This is a genomic window from bacterium (assembly GCA_026708015.1).
Lineage (GTDB): Bacteria > Actinomycetota > Acidimicrobiia > Acidimicrobiales > Bin134 > Poriferisocius.
The window spans coordinates 71,081-86,010 of the sequence record JAPOVT010000041.1 but is presented as its reverse complement, the minus strand read 5'-3'; the positions used below and the strand labels follow the sequence as shown (position 1 = coordinate 86,010).

Sequence of the window (14,930 nt, the reverse complement as noted above, 5' to 3'; positions counted from 1 at the left end):
GGACTGGCAGGGTCCTGGCTAACTCCGCCGGTCGCGAAACAGCCGCGGGTCGTAGGACACGCCGCACCGTTCAAGGGCGGCCTGCCAGGCAGGGCTGTTCTTCATGATGCGCCGCAGACCCAAAACCATCCCCGTGCTGCTGACTTTGGCGCCCGACATCGGGGTCAGCCCTAGGACCGACGTGATCTCTCGGGGGATCGTGGTGATGGCCCCGTTCATCAGGATTTGGTACCCCGCTTTCTGGGCCGCAGGAATCGGAGGGTTCTGAAGGAACCTAACGGCAGCTCGCATCCCCGGGCTCGGTGCCAACGCAGGATGCCCGGTTATCCACTCCCGCAGTTCGCCGGCGGTTGTGGGCAGAGGCGAGGCGCCCAGCATCTCCCCCACCCTGGATTGCTCAACCACAAATTGGTCAGCGTGGGCAGGGCTCAGGCGCCCGCCGAAGCGCTGATAAGCCTCCAGAAAGGAATCAGTCAGTGAGTTGTGGACCCACGCCGCCAGATCTGGTGTTGAGGCGCTATACGCCTGGCCGCGGTGGGAGGTGCCGCTTACTCCTTGATGGGCGGAATTGACCAGGTCCACGGCCTCCTTCACTTCGGGCATTGCGCCGAATGTGGCCGAGGTGACATAGAAGGATGTCCGGCTGAGCCGGCCGAGGGGATCATCTCGATAACGGCTGTGCTCGTCCACCCCGGCGACCACTTCCGGATGGGCCGCTTGGATCAGCAGTGCCCGGATTCCACCAATGAACACACTCACATCGCCGATCACCCGCCAGCTGATCGAATCAGGACCACACAATCCTGGATCTCCCGGAAAGTCTCCGGTGTGCTTCAACGGCATCTCCGCGTGGGCGAACATGCCGCTCACCGAGTTGATCATCCGAGTCTTGGCCCAGTGAAGCATGGCTCGATCACCCTATCTTCGGCGGAGTGGAACCTGGTCAGGAGGTCGTCACCAGCAGTTCTTCGAATCGGCGGATGGAGGCATAGGGCACCCAAGCGGGTTCCGCGGCCAGCTCCATGCGGGGAAAGCGTTCCAAGAGCATGGGGAAGGCCACTTGACCCTCTAGACGGGCCAGGGCCGCTCCGAGGCAGTAGTGGATTCCCTGGCCGAAGCTCATCAGCTTGCCTCCCGGGCGGCGGATGTTGAATCGGTTGGGATCATCAAAGGCGGCCGAGTCGCGGTTAGCGGCCAGGGACATTGTCGTGACCGTTTCCCCGGTATCCACCGGCACACCGAACAGATCCAAGGGCTCGGCGGCGTCTCTCCCTGAACCCAGAACCGGGGCTTCGAAGCGGAGGATCTCATCGACGGCTTGGGCGGCCAAACCAGGATCGCCGCTCAGCAATGCCCGCTGGTCTGGATGAGACAGCAGCAGCGCCGCGCCGATCATCAGCATTGAGCGGGTGGTGTCGTGTCCGGCAAAGAGCAAGTTCTCCACCATGGCGATCAATTCGGGTTCGGTGAGGACATCTCCGTCGGCTTCAGCGGCGATCAATTTGCTGAGTAGGTCATCACCGGGATGCCGCCGCCGGTCAGCAATGAGTTCGGCCACATAGCCATTGAGCCCGGTGATGGCCGATTCCAGTCGATTGAGCAATTCGGGTGTGTGCACTGAGGAAAAGACGAGTCCAAGATCTGCGGTCCAGGTCGCAAAATGACGGTGGTCACCAGCAGGAACCTCCAGCATGGCCCCCATCACCCTTATGGGCAGGTCATGGGCAAACCCGGCCACCAGATCCACGGTGTCACCGTGGAAGTCGTCCAGCAACTCCTCGGTTATCTCAACCACGCGGGGGCGCAGCGATTCGACTGCTCGAGGGGTAAACGCCCGACTGACCAGGCGGCGCAACCGGGTGTGGACTGGTGGGTTGGCCGAGAACATGACCTGACCCCACCATTCGGCAATGAGACCCTCAGTGATGCCTCGAGGGGCCAGGAGGTCGGTGGTCAAGAACCGGGGATCTCGGAGCACCGACTCTGCGGCGTCAAAGCTCAAGGCGATGAGGCCGCCGTCGACCCCCCGACCCAGGGGATGCTGGCCGAGTGCCTCAGCGAGCACTGGGTATGGGTCGGACCAAAAGGCCGAATCGGTCAGGTCTACAACAGGGAGTTCGTCCACAGTCGCTATTGTCCCCCGGCATGGAGATACTTCCCAGCCCTGAGACCTTCGTAGGAGGAATCGATTTCGGCGAGGGACCCCGCTGGCATGACGGCCGACTTTGGTATTCGGACTTCTATCAGTACACCGTGAATGCCACTTCGTTGGACGGCACCGTTGAGGTGATTGTCGAGGTGCCCGGCCAACCGTCGGGGTTGGGCTGGATGCCCAATGGCGATCTGCTGGTCGTTTCGATGCGAGACCAACGAGTCATGCGCTATGACGGCGTAGCGCTGCACGAGCACGCCGACCTTTCCGAGATAGCCACCTCGCTTTGCAACGACATGACAGTTGACGCCAAAGGCCGGGCTTATGTGGGCAACTTCGGGTTCGACTTGCACAGCGGTGAGGAATTCGCTCCAGCCACTCTCGGACTGGTGCAGCCCGATGGAACGGTCGAGGCTGCGGCCAGCGACTTGGCATTCCCCAACGGCGCGGTGATTACCCCTGACGGTGCCACCTACATCGTTGGTGAGAGCTTTGCCAGCCAGTTCACTGCCTTCGATCTCGGGCCTGAGGGCCACCTCAAGAACCCTCGGCTGTGGGCCGCGGTGCCCGGCACCATCCCTGACGGATGCTGCTTCGACGCTGAAGGGGGCATCTGGTATGCCGATGCGATCGGCCGGGCCGCGCTGCGGGTGGTTGAGGGAGGCGAGATCACCCACCGTGTCGAAACGGAGCTCAACTGCTTTGCAGTGATGCTGGGAGGCGACGATCGCCGTACGCTCTTCCTGGTCACAGCGCCGGGCTCACATCCCGATGAGGTGCAAGGCCTCGGGCAGGGGCGAATTGAATTCGTGCCAGTGGAGATTCCCGGCGTCGGGCTTCCCTAGGCAGTCAAGGAGCGGCAGGATGAGGTTTTCTGGGAAGGTGGCCGTGGTCACCGGAGCTGGGTCGGGTATCGGGCAGGCCACCTCGGTACGTCTGGCCGACGAAGGGGCCGTCGTGGTAGGCAGCGATGTCAGCGCTGCCGGACTGGAGAAGACCGCGGCGATGGTTGGCGAGGGGGCGGTGTTCCACTCGGTTGTGTCCGATGTGCGCTCCCGGGACGCTTGCCATGAGCTGGTTACCTCGGTCATGGACGACCATGGTCGCCTCGATGTGCTGTGCAACATCGCCGGAGTGGCCCGGGGCCATCGGGTGGGCGAAGTCGACCAAGAAGTGTGGGACCTGATTTTCGGTGTGAACGTTGAAGGCGTGTTCTGGATGTCGCAGGCCGCGCTCCCCCACTTGGAGTTATCGGAGGGCTGCATTGTGAACATGGCCTCCAACGCCGGACTGATCGGGCAGGCCTACACCGTGCCCTACTGCGCCAGCAAGGGGGCCGTGATTCAGATCACCAAGGCCATGGCCATGGAGACCATGAAGGCAGGCGTACGGATTAACGCCATCGCCCCGGGTGGAGTGGAAACCAATCTGGCCACATCCTTCGGCTTCCCCAGTGAGCCCGACATGGAGTTGATGGGGCGATACATGGGGATGCGGGGCATGTCCCAAGCCGATGACATCGCCTCGGCGGTGGCCTATTTGGCCTCTGATGAAGCCCATCGAATTCATGGAGCAGTGCTGAGCATCGACGCCGGGTTGACCGCAGGATGAGCTGGTATCCGGCCGGCCAACGGGTGCTGGTAACCGGTGCCTCTTCGGGCATTGGTGCGGCGTTGGCGGTAGAGCTGGGGCGGTGTGGGGCATTTGTCGGATTGGCGGCCCGGCGGGGCGACCGCCTCGAACAGGTGTTGGGCCAAGTGCGAGATGCTGGCGGAGATGGCTGCTGGTGGATGCTGGATCTGGCTGACCTCGAAAGCGTGGCCCCGTTTGCCGAGCGAGCCTGGGCCGAAATGGGGCCCATCGACGTACTGGTGAACAACGCCGGCGCTCCTCGTCGCCGTTCGATGAAACGGCTTACCCCCGAAGAACTGGACGAGACGATGGCAGTGAACTTCACCGGTTCAGCCCGGTTGTCCCTGGCCCTGCTGCCCTACATGCTGGAGCGGGACTCGGGGGCAATCGTCAACGTGTCGTCAATGGGAACCCAGTCGATGGCATTTCGCACCGGCGCCTACGGCGCGGCCAAAGCCGCGCTCAACCTGTTTACCGAGGGTCTCTATTTTGATCTGGTTGGAACCGGCGTTCGAGCCCATTTGTTCACCCCCGGCTCTACCGCTACCGAGTTCTCCACTCCCAAGCCAGGAAACGACGATCCCTTCCTTCAGCCCCCCGACGCGTTCATGGACCCGGTGGATGTGGCCAAGGCGCTGATCGCCAAACTGGGCACCGACGACTTCGAGGGATTTGCTGCTCCGGCCCTGAAGGAAACCGCCCAGGCCAAGCGAGCCGACCCCAATGGATATCTGGTGGAAGCCATCAAGATGATGGGGCTGCGACAGCGCTAGTCGATTCTTGAGAACTTGCGGTCGGGAAACAGGTCCACCACCGGCTTCCACAGGTACTCCAGCCGCCACGCCCGCCGAGCCAGATAACGGAGCACTTCGGCTTCCTTCTCTGTGCCCCATCCCTGGATTGCGCGGTCTAGCTCCATCAGTCCGTCATCGAGGCTGTCGGCCCGTCGGCCGGTCAGCGCGGCGATTTCGTCCAACTCAATGCTGGCAAGATCGGGGCCGAGCTGCTTCTGGCGGTCTAGGCACTCCACCAGCAGCGTGGCGTGCTCCAGCCGATGGCGGGGGAAGTCTCCGTCGACGGCGGGCAGCACCTCATCGCGCAGGTTTTGGACGACCACGCCTTCCAGAGAGGAGCCCATTTCGACTTGGGGCAGTTCGGGACGCTCCAACTCGATGCTCATGGCGTCGGCCAGCGCCTCACAGGTAGCCCGTTCGCAGATGTAGCGGTAGGCCCAGTTCATGGCATTGGGCATTTGGGGGTCGTTGGTGGCGGTAATGCGGGCCAGCGACACGATGGACCGCACAAACTGCTGTACCCGGTAGTAGCGAACCGAATCGAGGTACACGGGAAAGCCGGACAGTTCCTCGTACCGGCGAAACAGCGGAGCGAGACCCTCGTCGGGAGTCGAAGGACAGTAGAACTCCCGGGTGCAGATGTTGCCAAAGTCCTCCATGGGATCTCCGAAGTGGGCCCATTCCCAGTCGACGATGGCGCTCACCTGCCCTTCGCGGAACATGAAATTGGCCGGGCCGGTATCGCCCTGCAAGAGGCTTACTCGGTCGAGGCGCTCGGGAACATGGTTCCGAATCCATTGGAGCGAATACGTGTACAGCGGATCGGTCACCATGCCGCCGAGGAACTGCTCCACAAAGTCGATCTCGCCCAACGCGCACTCGGCCGACGTGGTGGGAACGGGCATGTGGTCGAGCCCCAGCGAGTCGGGATCCAGCGAGTGAAGCAGAACCAACTGCTGGATGAAGTCATCGAGCACCGCGGCCTGCTCTTCGGGTTCGGCGTTGTCCAAATCGGCCCGTCCCGGCATCCGCTCATGCAACGCAGCCTGAAGATCCTCACTCCAAGCGCAAATGGCGGGAACCTTCATGCCAGTCTCGACCAGCGCGGTCTGCACTTTGGCCTCGCTCTTCACCGAGTGCGTCCCGCTGCCGTCGCCGTCTCGGTCTAAGCGCAGAAAATACTCGGCCACCGACCCGTCGGTTCGGGTCACGTCAACCACCCACGCTTCACGCCGGGCGATGTGACGTTTCAACCGGGTAATGCGACCGCCCCCCGCTTCAGCGATCCAGTCGGTCATCCCGTCGGGTAGGTCGTGCTTGAACTCCTCAGCCATCCCGATGGCTTAGCACGCCGCTAACCCCCCGGTCGCTTTCCCCAAACAGCAAACCCTCAGTTTCGGAGCACGGGGTTTAGCTGTTTGGGCTGCCAGGTGTCGGTTCCGGTGTCGGGGAAGGCCTCGGGCGGCGATACGACGCTGTGTTTGCCGGTTCGACAATCCTGTTCTACTTGGTGGTGTCGGTCGTGGATGTCGTGGTGGCAGTCGTTGCACACTGTGACGAGGTTGGGGTAGTCGGTTGCGCCGCCGTTCTGCCAGTGCTCGATGTGGTGGGCGAAGCTGCGGTTCGCATCGGCCCCGCAGCCCACACAGGCTTTGTCGCGCACCATCAGCGCGATTCTCTGGGCGTCTGAGGCACAACGGCGACGCCGTCCCAGCCACAGGTCCTGGGTTCTGGCGTTGAACACCGCCGGGAAAATATCGGCCTCGCAGGCCAGCTTCACCAGTTCCTTGGCGGGAAGCGGCGTGCCGTCGGATAGACGGGCATCCACCAATTCTTTGTGAGAAGCGTCATAGTCGGCCACCAGCACCAGCGCGATACCCGCGGCCTTGCCCTTTTCGGGGTGCAAGATCAGCTCGGCCAGTGCATCAGCGCAGCGCTGGACGTGGGTTGGCCTCGCTTTGGGATCCTCGACGCGCCACAGCTCCCGCTCTTTGTCGGCCAGCGCTCCAGCGATATGCGCCCCGGTAACCGGGTCGAACTCGGCGTTGATCACATACATGCCCGTGTCCCTGTTCTGGAAACACCGGCCTGTGCGGTTCTTCTTTCGCCGATCGTGGATCGCCTGTCCGTCGTCGCCCGACAACTCGTGCTGCTGGCGCTTGACGGTGCGGGCCACCTCGTCGTAAGTCTGCGTCTTGGCGGCCTCCACCAGCTCAGCCTCGTCGATGGGCCCCTCAGACGACGCCCGAGCAATCAACCGGGCATGATCCGCAGGAATTTCTCCTGCGGCCAGAGCCCCGGAAGTCTCCCCTAGCCCGGCAAGGCGCTCAGCCGCCTTCACGTCGTGGTGAGCCGAAGACGGAGACGAACGCAGCACCTCCCGGGCCACTTTCTTGGCCCCGGCCGTGTCATGGCGGCGGGCCACCTCGGCCAGGATCCGGGCCTTGTACCCGGCCAGCTTCGACTCCGCCCGGCTAACCGCCCCCAACTCTCGCCGCAACTCGTCCTCCGACAACGCAGCCACATCGGCGACTGCAACGCAAACCAGCGCCCCGCAACCACAGCCACTAAGGCCATCGGCGCAGTCATTCTGGCTGGCCACAGGCGTGAATTCCATGGATGTTACTTTACCATTCACCAATGACAATATCCCTGCGAATTACGTCACAAACTAGAATAAATCCGATTAAATATTGTCAATATCTGAAATTGGCTGACACATCACTCGCTATGCGAAGTAAGAGCGCCAACATGTGCCTCCTCTCAAGCGAGGCCGAGGTCGGTTTGGGCGTCGGGGGGTTTGTGGGCGAGGCGGGTGAGTTCGGGCCAGGCTTGGATGAGGCTGTTGTAGGCGAGGGCGCTCATCCCCCCGCTGGCTAGTCACAGTCTGGCAGACTACCCCTGAACGGTAACAAGGCCTGAGCCGTCTTCCGTGCCTATGCTTCTCGGTATGAGCGAAGAGCGGGAATTCGGAGACGTGGCCACCAAACTGCTGATGGAGAACGACCGGGTGCGGATTTGGGAAATGCGCCTGGACCCTGGCGAGCGGTCTGATCTCCACCGCCACGATCACGATTACGTGCTGGTCCAGGTTACCGGCGACAAGATCGCGGGAGATTTCGAGCCCGACACCACAGGGGAGTTCTCAGGCCTCGTGGAGGGCGACGTGATTCCCGGTCAGTCCATGTTCATCTCCAAAGGCGGCATCGAAACCGCAGTAAACACCGGCACTAAGCCCTATTACGAAGTCTTGATCGAGCTAAAAGACTGAGCACTCCAACAACTCCGCATGATGCGGCTTACGCCTGGAGGCTGCTGGTAACCCTGTTGGCCGGGCAGGTGGTGTTCGGCTCCACCATGACCATTATCGGCGCCTCTCTGTCGGACATCTCGGAAAGCCTGGGTACCACCAACGCAACGTTGTCGTGGGCGGTCTCTGCCCCGTTCCTTGGTCTCGCCGCGGGGACAACGGTATTCGGCACCCTGGGCGACTTATGGGGGCACCGGCGGATGCTGATCCTCGGTTTGACCGTATTCACCGCAGCCACTGGAGTGTGCGGCCTGGCCTGGGACCCCCTTAGCTTTATCGGGTTCCGGGCGTTGGTAGGGCTGGGCGGCGCCATGACGATTCCCAACGGGATGGCGATCATGATGGCTGCGTTCCCGGTCAATCAACGGGCTAGGGCCATGGGCTGGTTCCAATTCGCGGCCGTTGGAGGACCGGCCATCGGGTTGGTGACCGGCGGCGCGTTGGTGGACGCGCTGGGCTGGCGGGCAATCTTCGCCGTCTACACCCCCATTGCTGCGATAGGCCTGATTGCTGCGATTCTCGTTGTTCGTCCTTCCCGTGCCGGCGAAGCCAAGCCGGTCGACGTGGCGGGCGCGCTCAGCTTGGTGGCCGCGGTAGTCGTGTTGATGGTAGCTCTGGACCGGGGCGCCAACCTGGGTTTCGACCACCCGGTTGCATTGGCGCTGTTGGCCCTCGTTCCGGCAACCATCTGGACATTCGTGGCCATCGAACGACGTACGGCTCACCCGATGGTCCCGCTTGAGTGGTTCCGCCGCCGGAACTATGCCGGGCCGGTTGTGGCCTCAGCCACGGCCAATGCAGCCTATATGGGCGGATTCATCCTCGCGCCCCAACTCTTGCAAGAGCGCTATGGGTACACTCTGACTGCCGCCACGGTGTTTCTGGTAGTTCGCCTGGTCTTCTTCAGCCTCAGCTCACCGGTGGGCGGCCGGCTGACTGCTACCCGGGGAGAGCGATGGACTTCCTGTTTGGGCAGCGCGCTGGTGGTCTTGGCCATGGTGTCGTTCGCGGCGGGATCGCTGGTCGACACCGTAGTGCTGGTGATCCTGGGGCTGGCGCTGGCCGGCGGAGGGCTAGGGGTGGCCGGGCCGGCCTATCAGGTTTCGGTCGTGGGGGCAGTGCCGATGGACCGTCTTGGGGCGGCAACCGGGATGTTCCAAACGCTCACCAGCCTGGGCACTGCCGCTGGCGTCCAGGTACTGGTGCTGGCTGTGGGAGAGAACGTCTCCGGAGCAGCCTTTGCCAGCGCATTTTGGCTGGGCGCGGCAGTAGCCGCGGTCGGTGTAATTGGTGCTGCTGCTATTTCCTCAGCGGACTCCGACTTGGCGGAGTAGCGGCTAGCTCTGGCCGGTCAATGCGGCCAAGACCTTGGGGGCCATGATCTCAGCCAACTCGAGGCACTCCTCTTTCGACCAAATGGCGGTGGGGGTCCACGGGTAATCGGCGGCGAGGAACTCATAGTCTGGGCATCCACTCACTCGGGCGATTGCCTGGGCTGAACCCCTCATCTCCTCATGGACGATGGCGACACTGGGAACGCCTGCCCATTCCAGCTCCACTGCGTCCCGCAAACTGCGGGCACTGCAACTGCCTCAACCGCCGAAGCCGGTTATCGCGACAGTTGCCTCCTCGGTGAGCCTGCTCCAGTCACCCGGGTCAGGGGGTATTGAGACCGAGCTCTTGACCACCTTGAGTGGGGCTTGCAAATCGCTCAGCTTGGTCATCTCGTCGTAAAGGGCATCCAGGAAGATCTCTCCCTCACCAAGGCCGTTGGCCACCAAACCGACCACCGCCCCGTCCAAGCTGGCTGGCCGGGGAGAGAATTCGTGATCGTCAGTACGGTCGAATGGACCCGAAGTGGGGTCGAGGCCGATGAGCGTTGTCATGGCCTTAGCCTAACTTATTGACGCGCATCCGGACGGCGGCTAGACGACGGGCTCAGTGATGGCGAGGGCGAGGTGGGGCAGTAGGAGCCAGCTTGCTCCCATGCCTGCTCCCCCGGCGGCCACGATGAGGATGCCCTCGGGCTTGCCGATGCGGGCCATGCGGTCGGTGGCGCTGGTGGCAGGAGCGATGAGCCGGGGCCACAAGTGCTGCTGGATGTCGGCTTTCGACCATCCCTCTTCGAGGAAGAACCGATGGTGCTCGTGGCCCATCACGATGACGAGATTGCCGTCCTCACCCAGCCAGGAGTCACCGGCGACACCGTTGGCCCGGATGTCTTTCACCAGCGTGTCGCACACCCCCTCGGCGGTTCGGCTGGTGAAGTCGGTGGCCTCAACCATCTTCATCAGGGAGTGGACAGTCACGGCGCTCTGCTCAGGGTCGAGCCCCCGCTGCACATGGAGCGGCTCCCAATCGGAGGCCTCCTCGTTCTCCCCGAAGCAGAAGGAGTAGCGGACCGGGGTGGAATAGCTGGCCCGGTCCAAAAAGCCGGGAATGGCACGGCACACGTTGCGGATCACGAGGCGAAGCGCCCGTCCGATGGTGGCATTGGCCCGAAAGCCCGGTCCGAAGCAACCGGCCCCTGAGACCACCCCCAACTCATTGCGAATGGGTCCGTTGATGATGACAGCCTGAGCGGCGCCCGACAGTGTGCCGGTGGTGGAGTGGCAGTTTCCCTTGGGGTGGAGATGGGCGCGAACCGCGGCCACCACCGTTGGGAAGTACTCGGGCAGGCAGCCGGCCATGACGGCGTTCGCCGCAGCCTGCTCTGCCGTGCAGGTGACCTCTCGGGTGGGAACAGTACCCAGGACCTCATCTCCGGATAGGCCGGCACGCTCTAGGAAGATGGCCACCATTTCCGGAGTCGGGGGCACGATGGGCAACCCATCGGTCCAGCCCTTTTCGAAATAGTCCTCCACCAAGGCTTCGTAGGAGTCATAGGAGTGCTGGGTGGCCGTCGTCATGGCCTGATGCTAAAGCTCGTGGCGGGTGGTCTCCCACACAGAACGGATGGCGAAACTGGATCGCAGGCGGCCCACGCCGCTGAAGCGGGACAGGTATTGGTTGTGGATTCGCTCGAAATCGCGCTGATCGGCCACCGCGAGATGCAGGAGATAGTCGGCGTCACCAGCCATCAAATGGCAGGACATGACCTCGGGACACTCCACCACCTCTTTCTCGAACTGGCGCAGATTCGCCTCGCTCTGGCTCACCAAAGAGATCTCGACGAACACATCGAGGGAACGGTTGATGGCTTCAGGGTTGACGATCATCACGTAGCCGGCGATCACCCCGTCAGCCTCGAGGCGGCGGACCCGCCGGTAGCACGCGGAGGGCGACAGGCCCACCCGCTCAGCGAGCTCGGCGTTGGACATGCGAGCATCGATCTGGAGTTCGTTGAGAATAGTTCGATCGATTGAATCCAATTCAGACACTGGTCTGACTCCTGGGAAGCGGCTCGTGAATCAAAACAAAGTAAGACATAAAATGGGCGAATTTTGAGATATTCGTGAAAAATATCTTCGGTTCTTAGCGAAATTGTAACAAAATTTCAAGAATTATTCCTCGTTCTCGCGGGTAAAATGTCCTTGTATTAATCGGCCTGCGGCGGAGGCATTCAATGCGGATCGGGGTTCCTAAGGAGATCAAGAGCGAAGAGCGTCGAGTGGCGCTGACGCCCGGCGGTGCGACCGAGCTTGTCAATCGCGGCCACCAAGTTGTTGTGGAGCGCGGCTGCGGTGCCGGGGCGGGCTTCACCGATGAGGAGTACATCGCCCACGGGGCGACCGTTGCAGATTCTGCTCCGTTGCTATTCGATCAAGCCGAACTGATCGTCAAGGTCAAAGAGCCCCAAGCCGAAGAGCGGGCCCGCCTCGACCAAAACCAAGTCCTGTTCACCTATCTGCACCTCGCAGCAGACGGGGTGCAGACTGCTGAGTTGATTGACCAGGGCGTCACGGCCATCGCCTACGAATCGGTAGTCGGTCCCAACGGTGGTCTGCCTCTGTTGGCCCCCATGTCACAGGTAGCAGGACGTATGTCGATACAGGCCGGAGCCCATTGTCTGGAGTCCTCGCAAGGGGGTCGGGGGGTGCTGCTCGGCGGCGTGCCCGGCGTTGCCCCGGCCAAAGTGGTCATTCTCGGCGGAGGCGTGGTTGGCCGCAACGCAGTGCAAATGGCCATCGGGCTGGGCGCCGATGTGACGGTGATCGACCGCGACGTTTCGGTATTGGAGGACCTGAGCTCGCGGTATGGCTCGGCTTTGCACACCCTGCACTCCAGCGGAGGCGCCCTCGAAGAGGCGGTCCTCGGGGCCGATCTGGTGATCGGCGCCGTTCTGGTGCGAGGCGCTCGAGCCCCTCACCTCGTCACCACTGAGATGGTCAAGCAGATGCGTCCCCGATCAGCGGTGGTGGACGTCGCCATCGACCAGGGCGGCTGTATCGAGACTTCCCGACCCACAACCCATGCCAACCCCACCTACTTGGCCTACGACGTGGTCCACTACTGCGTGGCCAACATGCCCGGCGCCGTTCCCCGAACCTCGACATTCGCGCTGGAGAACGCCACGCTCCCCTATGTGATGAAACTGGCCGACCTCGGACCCAAAGAAGCCATGAGAGCCGATGCCGGGCTCCGGGCTGGCCTGTCGGTGTGCGGGGGCCATGTCACCGAGCCTGCGGTTGCCGAGTCGCTTGGCCTCGACCACACCCCGCCAGAACAGGTTTTGGGCTTCAGCCAGTGCGCGGCTTGATGAATCCCGCCTAGACCAACTCAGCCATTCGCTCGGCAATGGCTATGACGTTCAGATTGGTGTTGGCTCTTGGCACCTCGGGCATGATCGAGGCATCGCAGACCCGCAACCCCTCCGTGCCCCATACCTGGCCGCGGGGTCCGACCACCGCCGCGGGGTCGTCGGACCGACCCATCGCACAGGTGCCGACTCCGTGGTAGAAGGCCACATGATGGGCGAATACATGGGCCAGCAGATCATCACGAGCAAGCCGATCCGGCAGAAACAGCGGGCCGTCGGCCACCTTCTGGTACGAGGGCGACATTAACAACTCCAAACCGAGCTCAAAGGCTTCCGCGAGGCGTTCCAGATCGGGCTTGTGGGCCAAGAACGGGTAGGTGATTGCCGGAGGGTCGACTGGATCAGATGAAACCGGGCGGACAGACCCCCGGATCTCAACTTGTTGCAGGGCTGCGTTCAGCGCGAAAACGGAATCCAGGCCCCCTGCCTCGTCTCGGCGGCGCGGGTTGGCCGACAAGTCGATCACACCGACCGGGAACAATTGGAGATCGTTGGCGGGCCCCGACGTGCTGGTGAACCGCAGCAAGGTTTGGATGGTCACATCCCCAGGAGCCACCATCTCCGGCTTGGGCAGGGCAAACAGGTAGACCGCGGGATGGTCGGAGAAGTTGGCCCCCACTCCCGGGCGGTCGGCGACCACACTGGTGCCCAGGCCGGCCAATTCCGCGGCCGGGCCGATCCCAGAGCGCCACAACAACAGGGGCGACTGGATCGCTCCAGCCGCCAAGACGACCTCGTCGGCCGCTAGCACCTGTTCTCGGCCGTTTTGTATCGCATCCAGTCCAATAGCCCGGTTGCCGCTCCATCGCACCGTCCTGGCCAGACAATTGCCTCGTACCTCGAGATTCGGCCGACGCCGAACATCGGGGGTCAGGTAGGCATCGGCTGCCGATACCCGTTGCAGTCCCCGCCGATTGCGGGGCAGAGGCCCAACCCCGTAGGAATTTGGTGCATTGTGATCGGCGATGAAGCCATGCCCCACGGCATCGCACGCCTCGTAGAACACCGTGTGAACCGGGTTGAGCTCAGACTCAGGAGTGCGCAAAATGGGCAAAGGACCATCGCGGCCGTGCCACTGCTCTTCTCCATCAAGGTCGGTCTCCAGCCGCCTGAAGCAATCCAGCATCGCCTCCCACCGCCACTCGGCGAACCCCCAGGAGTCGAAGTCTGCGGGCATGGCCCGCACGGCGATGCCGCCGTTGACTGCCGAACTGCCACCCAGCACACGCCCTCTGGGATAGGGCTGAGTCCTCCCGCCGGGCAGCCGGACCTCGTCCCCCCAGTCGTGATCAGGATGCGATGACACCGTGATGTCAACCAGGTCGGAGGGCACGCGGCTTCCGTAGTCGGGTCCGGCTTCTAGAAGCAGCACTCGTCGGGCAGGGTCCTCCGACAAGCGGGCGGCCAAGACCGATCCCGCCGAACCTCCCCCTACGATGACGGTGTCAACCACTACTGGGCGGCTTTGTTCGACTCCCGCTCGCCTCGGACGAAGGCGTCCCGGGCCTTTTCGCCTTCGCCCATGAGGTTCAACTCGTAGGTGAACCCCTGCTCGAACCTATAGCTGCGGTGGACGTCCACCGGGTCTATCCCATTGATCGACCACTTGGCCTTGCGGATCACTCCGGGCGGCTTGGACGCGATCACCCCCGCCGCTCTGCGGGCCTCCTCCATGAGCTGATCGCCCGGGACCACGCTGAGAACGGTCCCCCACCGCTGGAGGTCTTCGGCGGCCACAGGCTCGCAGCTGTACATCATCCAGCGCATCACCTTCTCGGGAACCAGCCGGGCGGTGTGGGTAGCTGCTCCCAGGGCGCCGTTGTCCACCTCGGGCATGGAGAACTTGACGCCTTCGGCGGCTACTACCAAGTCGCAGTTCCCCGCGAGGCCGATACCCAGGCCCAAGCAGAAGTCTTGAACTGCGGCGATCACCGGAACCGCGCAGTCGTAAACCGCCCCGAAGGCCTCGTAGCAGGCGTCGCCGGTGCCCAAGACCCCCTCGAAGCCCTCCATGACCTGCATCTCTTTGATGTCCACCCCGGCGTTGAACCCCCGGCCCACGGCGGTGAGGATGGCGACCCTCACATCGGTGTCGTGCTTGTAACCGCGGAAGACCTCGGCCAGCCGATAGGTGTCGGCAATGTTGAGGGCGTTCACCGGCGGGTTGTCCATGGTGACGACGGCAATGCCCTGCTCGTCGATCTCGGTGTGAATGGCCACGGTGCGCTCCTTTGCCCGACTCTGTTTCCTGGCGGCTCAGCGTACGCCTGCCCAGCGGCGGCT

At 63.0% G+C, this 14,930-nt stretch carries 16 protein-coding genes; 6 read left to right on the top strand and 10 right to left on the bottom strand.

The window, feature by feature from the left end; all coding sequences use genetic code 11:
* Positions 1 to 18 precede the first annotated feature (18 nt).
* Both OXG30_09005 and OXG30_09000 read right to left on the bottom strand, forming a co-directional pair.
* Positions 19 to 906: an oxygenase MpaB family protein gene (locus tag OXG30_09005; protein MCY4135036.1), complete on the bottom strand. Its 888-nt coding sequence runs from the start codon at positions 904 to 906 to the stop codon at positions 19 to 21.
* A 37-nt stretch (positions 907 to 943) separates the two neighbouring features.
* On the bottom strand, positions 944 to 2,125 hold the full coding sequence (locus OXG30_09000; protein MCY4135035.1) for a cytochrome P450: 1,182 nt from the start codon (positions 2,123 to 2,125) through the stop codon (positions 944 to 946).
* A gap of 20 nt (positions 2,126 to 2,145) precedes the next feature.
* Here OXG30_09000 and OXG30_08995 point away from each other — a divergent pair, with 20 nt between their 5' ends.
* From OXG30_08995 to OXG30_08985, 3 genes are read left to right on the top strand one after another with little or no spacing between them, the layout of a single operon-like run.
* Complete coding sequence (locus OXG30_08995; GenBank protein MCY4135034.1) at positions 2,146 to 2,997, top strand: SMP-30/gluconolactonase/LRE family protein; 852 nt, start codon at positions 2,146 to 2,148, stop codon at positions 2,995 to 2,997.
* Between the two features lie 19 nt (positions 2,998 to 3,016).
* Positions 3,017 to 3,763 carry an SDR family NAD(P)-dependent oxidoreductase gene (locus OXG30_08990; protein MCY4135033.1) on the top strand — a complete coding sequence of 249 codons (747 nt, stop codon included), beginning with the start codon at positions 3,017 to 3,019 and terminating at the stop codon, positions 3,761 to 3,763.
* Positions 3,760 to 4,557: an SDR family oxidoreductase gene (locus tag OXG30_08985; protein MCY4135032.1), complete on the top strand. Its 798-nt coding sequence runs from the start codon at positions 3,760 to 3,762 to the stop codon at positions 4,555 to 4,557. Before OXG30_08990 ends, OXG30_08985 begins: the two co-directional genes overlap by 4 nt.
* On the opposite strand, the gene OXG30_08980 is transcribed toward OXG30_08985, so the two are convergent.
* Entirely contained in the window at positions 4,554 to 5,912 is a 1,359-nt protein-coding gene (locus tag OXG30_08980) for a phosphotransferase family protein (protein MCY4135031.1), read from the bottom strand. The genes OXG30_08985 and OXG30_08980 overlap by 4 nt on opposite strands.
* A gap of 56 nt (positions 5,913 to 5,968) precedes the next feature.
* Positions 5,969 to 7,195 carry a DUF222 domain-containing protein gene (locus OXG30_08975; GenBank protein MCY4135030.1) on the bottom strand — a complete coding sequence of 409 codons (1,227 nt, stop codon included), beginning with the start codon at positions 7,193 to 7,195 and terminating at the stop codon, positions 5,969 to 5,971.
* Between the two features lie 333 nt (positions 7,196 to 7,528).
* On the opposite strand from OXG30_08975, the gene OXG30_08970 reads away from it, so the two are divergent.
* Both OXG30_08970 and OXG30_08965 read left to right on the top strand, forming a co-directional pair.
* On the top strand, positions 7,529 to 7,849 hold the full coding sequence (locus tag OXG30_08970; protein ID MCY4135029.1) for a hypothetical protein: 321 nt from the start codon (positions 7,529 to 7,531) through the stop codon (positions 7,847 to 7,849).
* A gap of 56 nt (positions 7,850 to 7,905) precedes the next feature.
* Positions 7,906 to 9,222 (top strand): MFS transporter, encoded by a 1,317-nt coding sequence (locus OXG30_08965; protein ID MCY4135028.1) that lies wholly within the window; start codon positions 7,906 to 7,908, stop codon positions 9,220 to 9,222.
* A 3-nt stretch (positions 9,223 to 9,225) separates the two neighbouring features.
* Here the strand turns inward: OXG30_08965 and OXG30_08960 are convergent, their stop codons facing one another.
* From OXG30_08960 to OXG30_08945, 4 genes are read right to left on the bottom strand one after another with little or no spacing between them, the layout of a single operon-like run.
* Positions 9,226 to 9,459: a hypothetical protein gene (locus OXG30_08960; GenBank protein ID MCY4135027.1), complete on the bottom strand. Its 234-nt coding sequence runs from the start codon at positions 9,457 to 9,459 to the stop codon at positions 9,226 to 9,228.
* Between the two features lie 21 nt (positions 9,460 to 9,480).
* Positions 9,481 to 9,774, bottom strand: coding sequence for a hypothetical protein (locus tag OXG30_08955; protein MCY4135026.1), 294 nt, complete (start codon positions 9,772 to 9,774; stop codon positions 9,481 to 9,483).
* Between the two features lie 39 nt (positions 9,775 to 9,813).
* Entirely contained in the window at positions 9,814 to 10,797 is a 984-nt protein-coding gene (locus tag OXG30_08950; GenBank protein MCY4135025.1) for a hypothetical protein, read from the bottom strand.
* Positions 10,798 to 10,806: 9 nt separating this feature from the next.
* A complete protein-coding gene (locus OXG30_08945; protein ID MCY4135024.1) occupies positions 10,807 to 11,268 on the bottom strand; it encodes an Lrp/AsnC family transcriptional regulator in 462 nt (153 codons plus the stop codon).
* A 185-nt stretch (positions 11,269 to 11,453) separates the two neighbouring features.
* Here OXG30_08945 and ald point away from each other — a divergent pair, with 185 nt between their 5' ends.
* Positions 11,454 to 12,587 (top strand): alanine dehydrogenase, encoded by a 1,134-nt coding sequence (gene ald, locus OXG30_08940; protein ID MCY4135023.1) that lies wholly within the window; start codon positions 11,454 to 11,456, stop codon positions 12,585 to 12,587.
* A 10-nt stretch (positions 12,588 to 12,597) separates the two neighbouring features.
* Here the strand turns inward: ald and OXG30_08935 are convergent, their stop codons facing one another.
* The gene (locus OXG30_08935; GenBank protein MCY4135022.1) at positions 12,598 to 14,100 is read right to left on the bottom strand and encodes a GMC family oxidoreductase N-terminal domain-containing protein; all 1,503 of its coding nucleotides are present in this window, start codon (positions 14,098 to 14,100) and stop codon (positions 12,598 to 12,600) included.
* Positions 14,100 to 14,867, bottom strand: coding sequence for an enoyl-CoA hydratase family protein (locus OXG30_08930; protein ID MCY4135021.1), 768 nt, complete (start codon positions 14,865 to 14,867; stop codon positions 14,100 to 14,102). Before OXG30_08930 ends, OXG30_08935 begins: the two co-directional genes overlap by 1 nt.
* Positions 14,868 to 14,930: the final 63 nt, after the last annotated feature.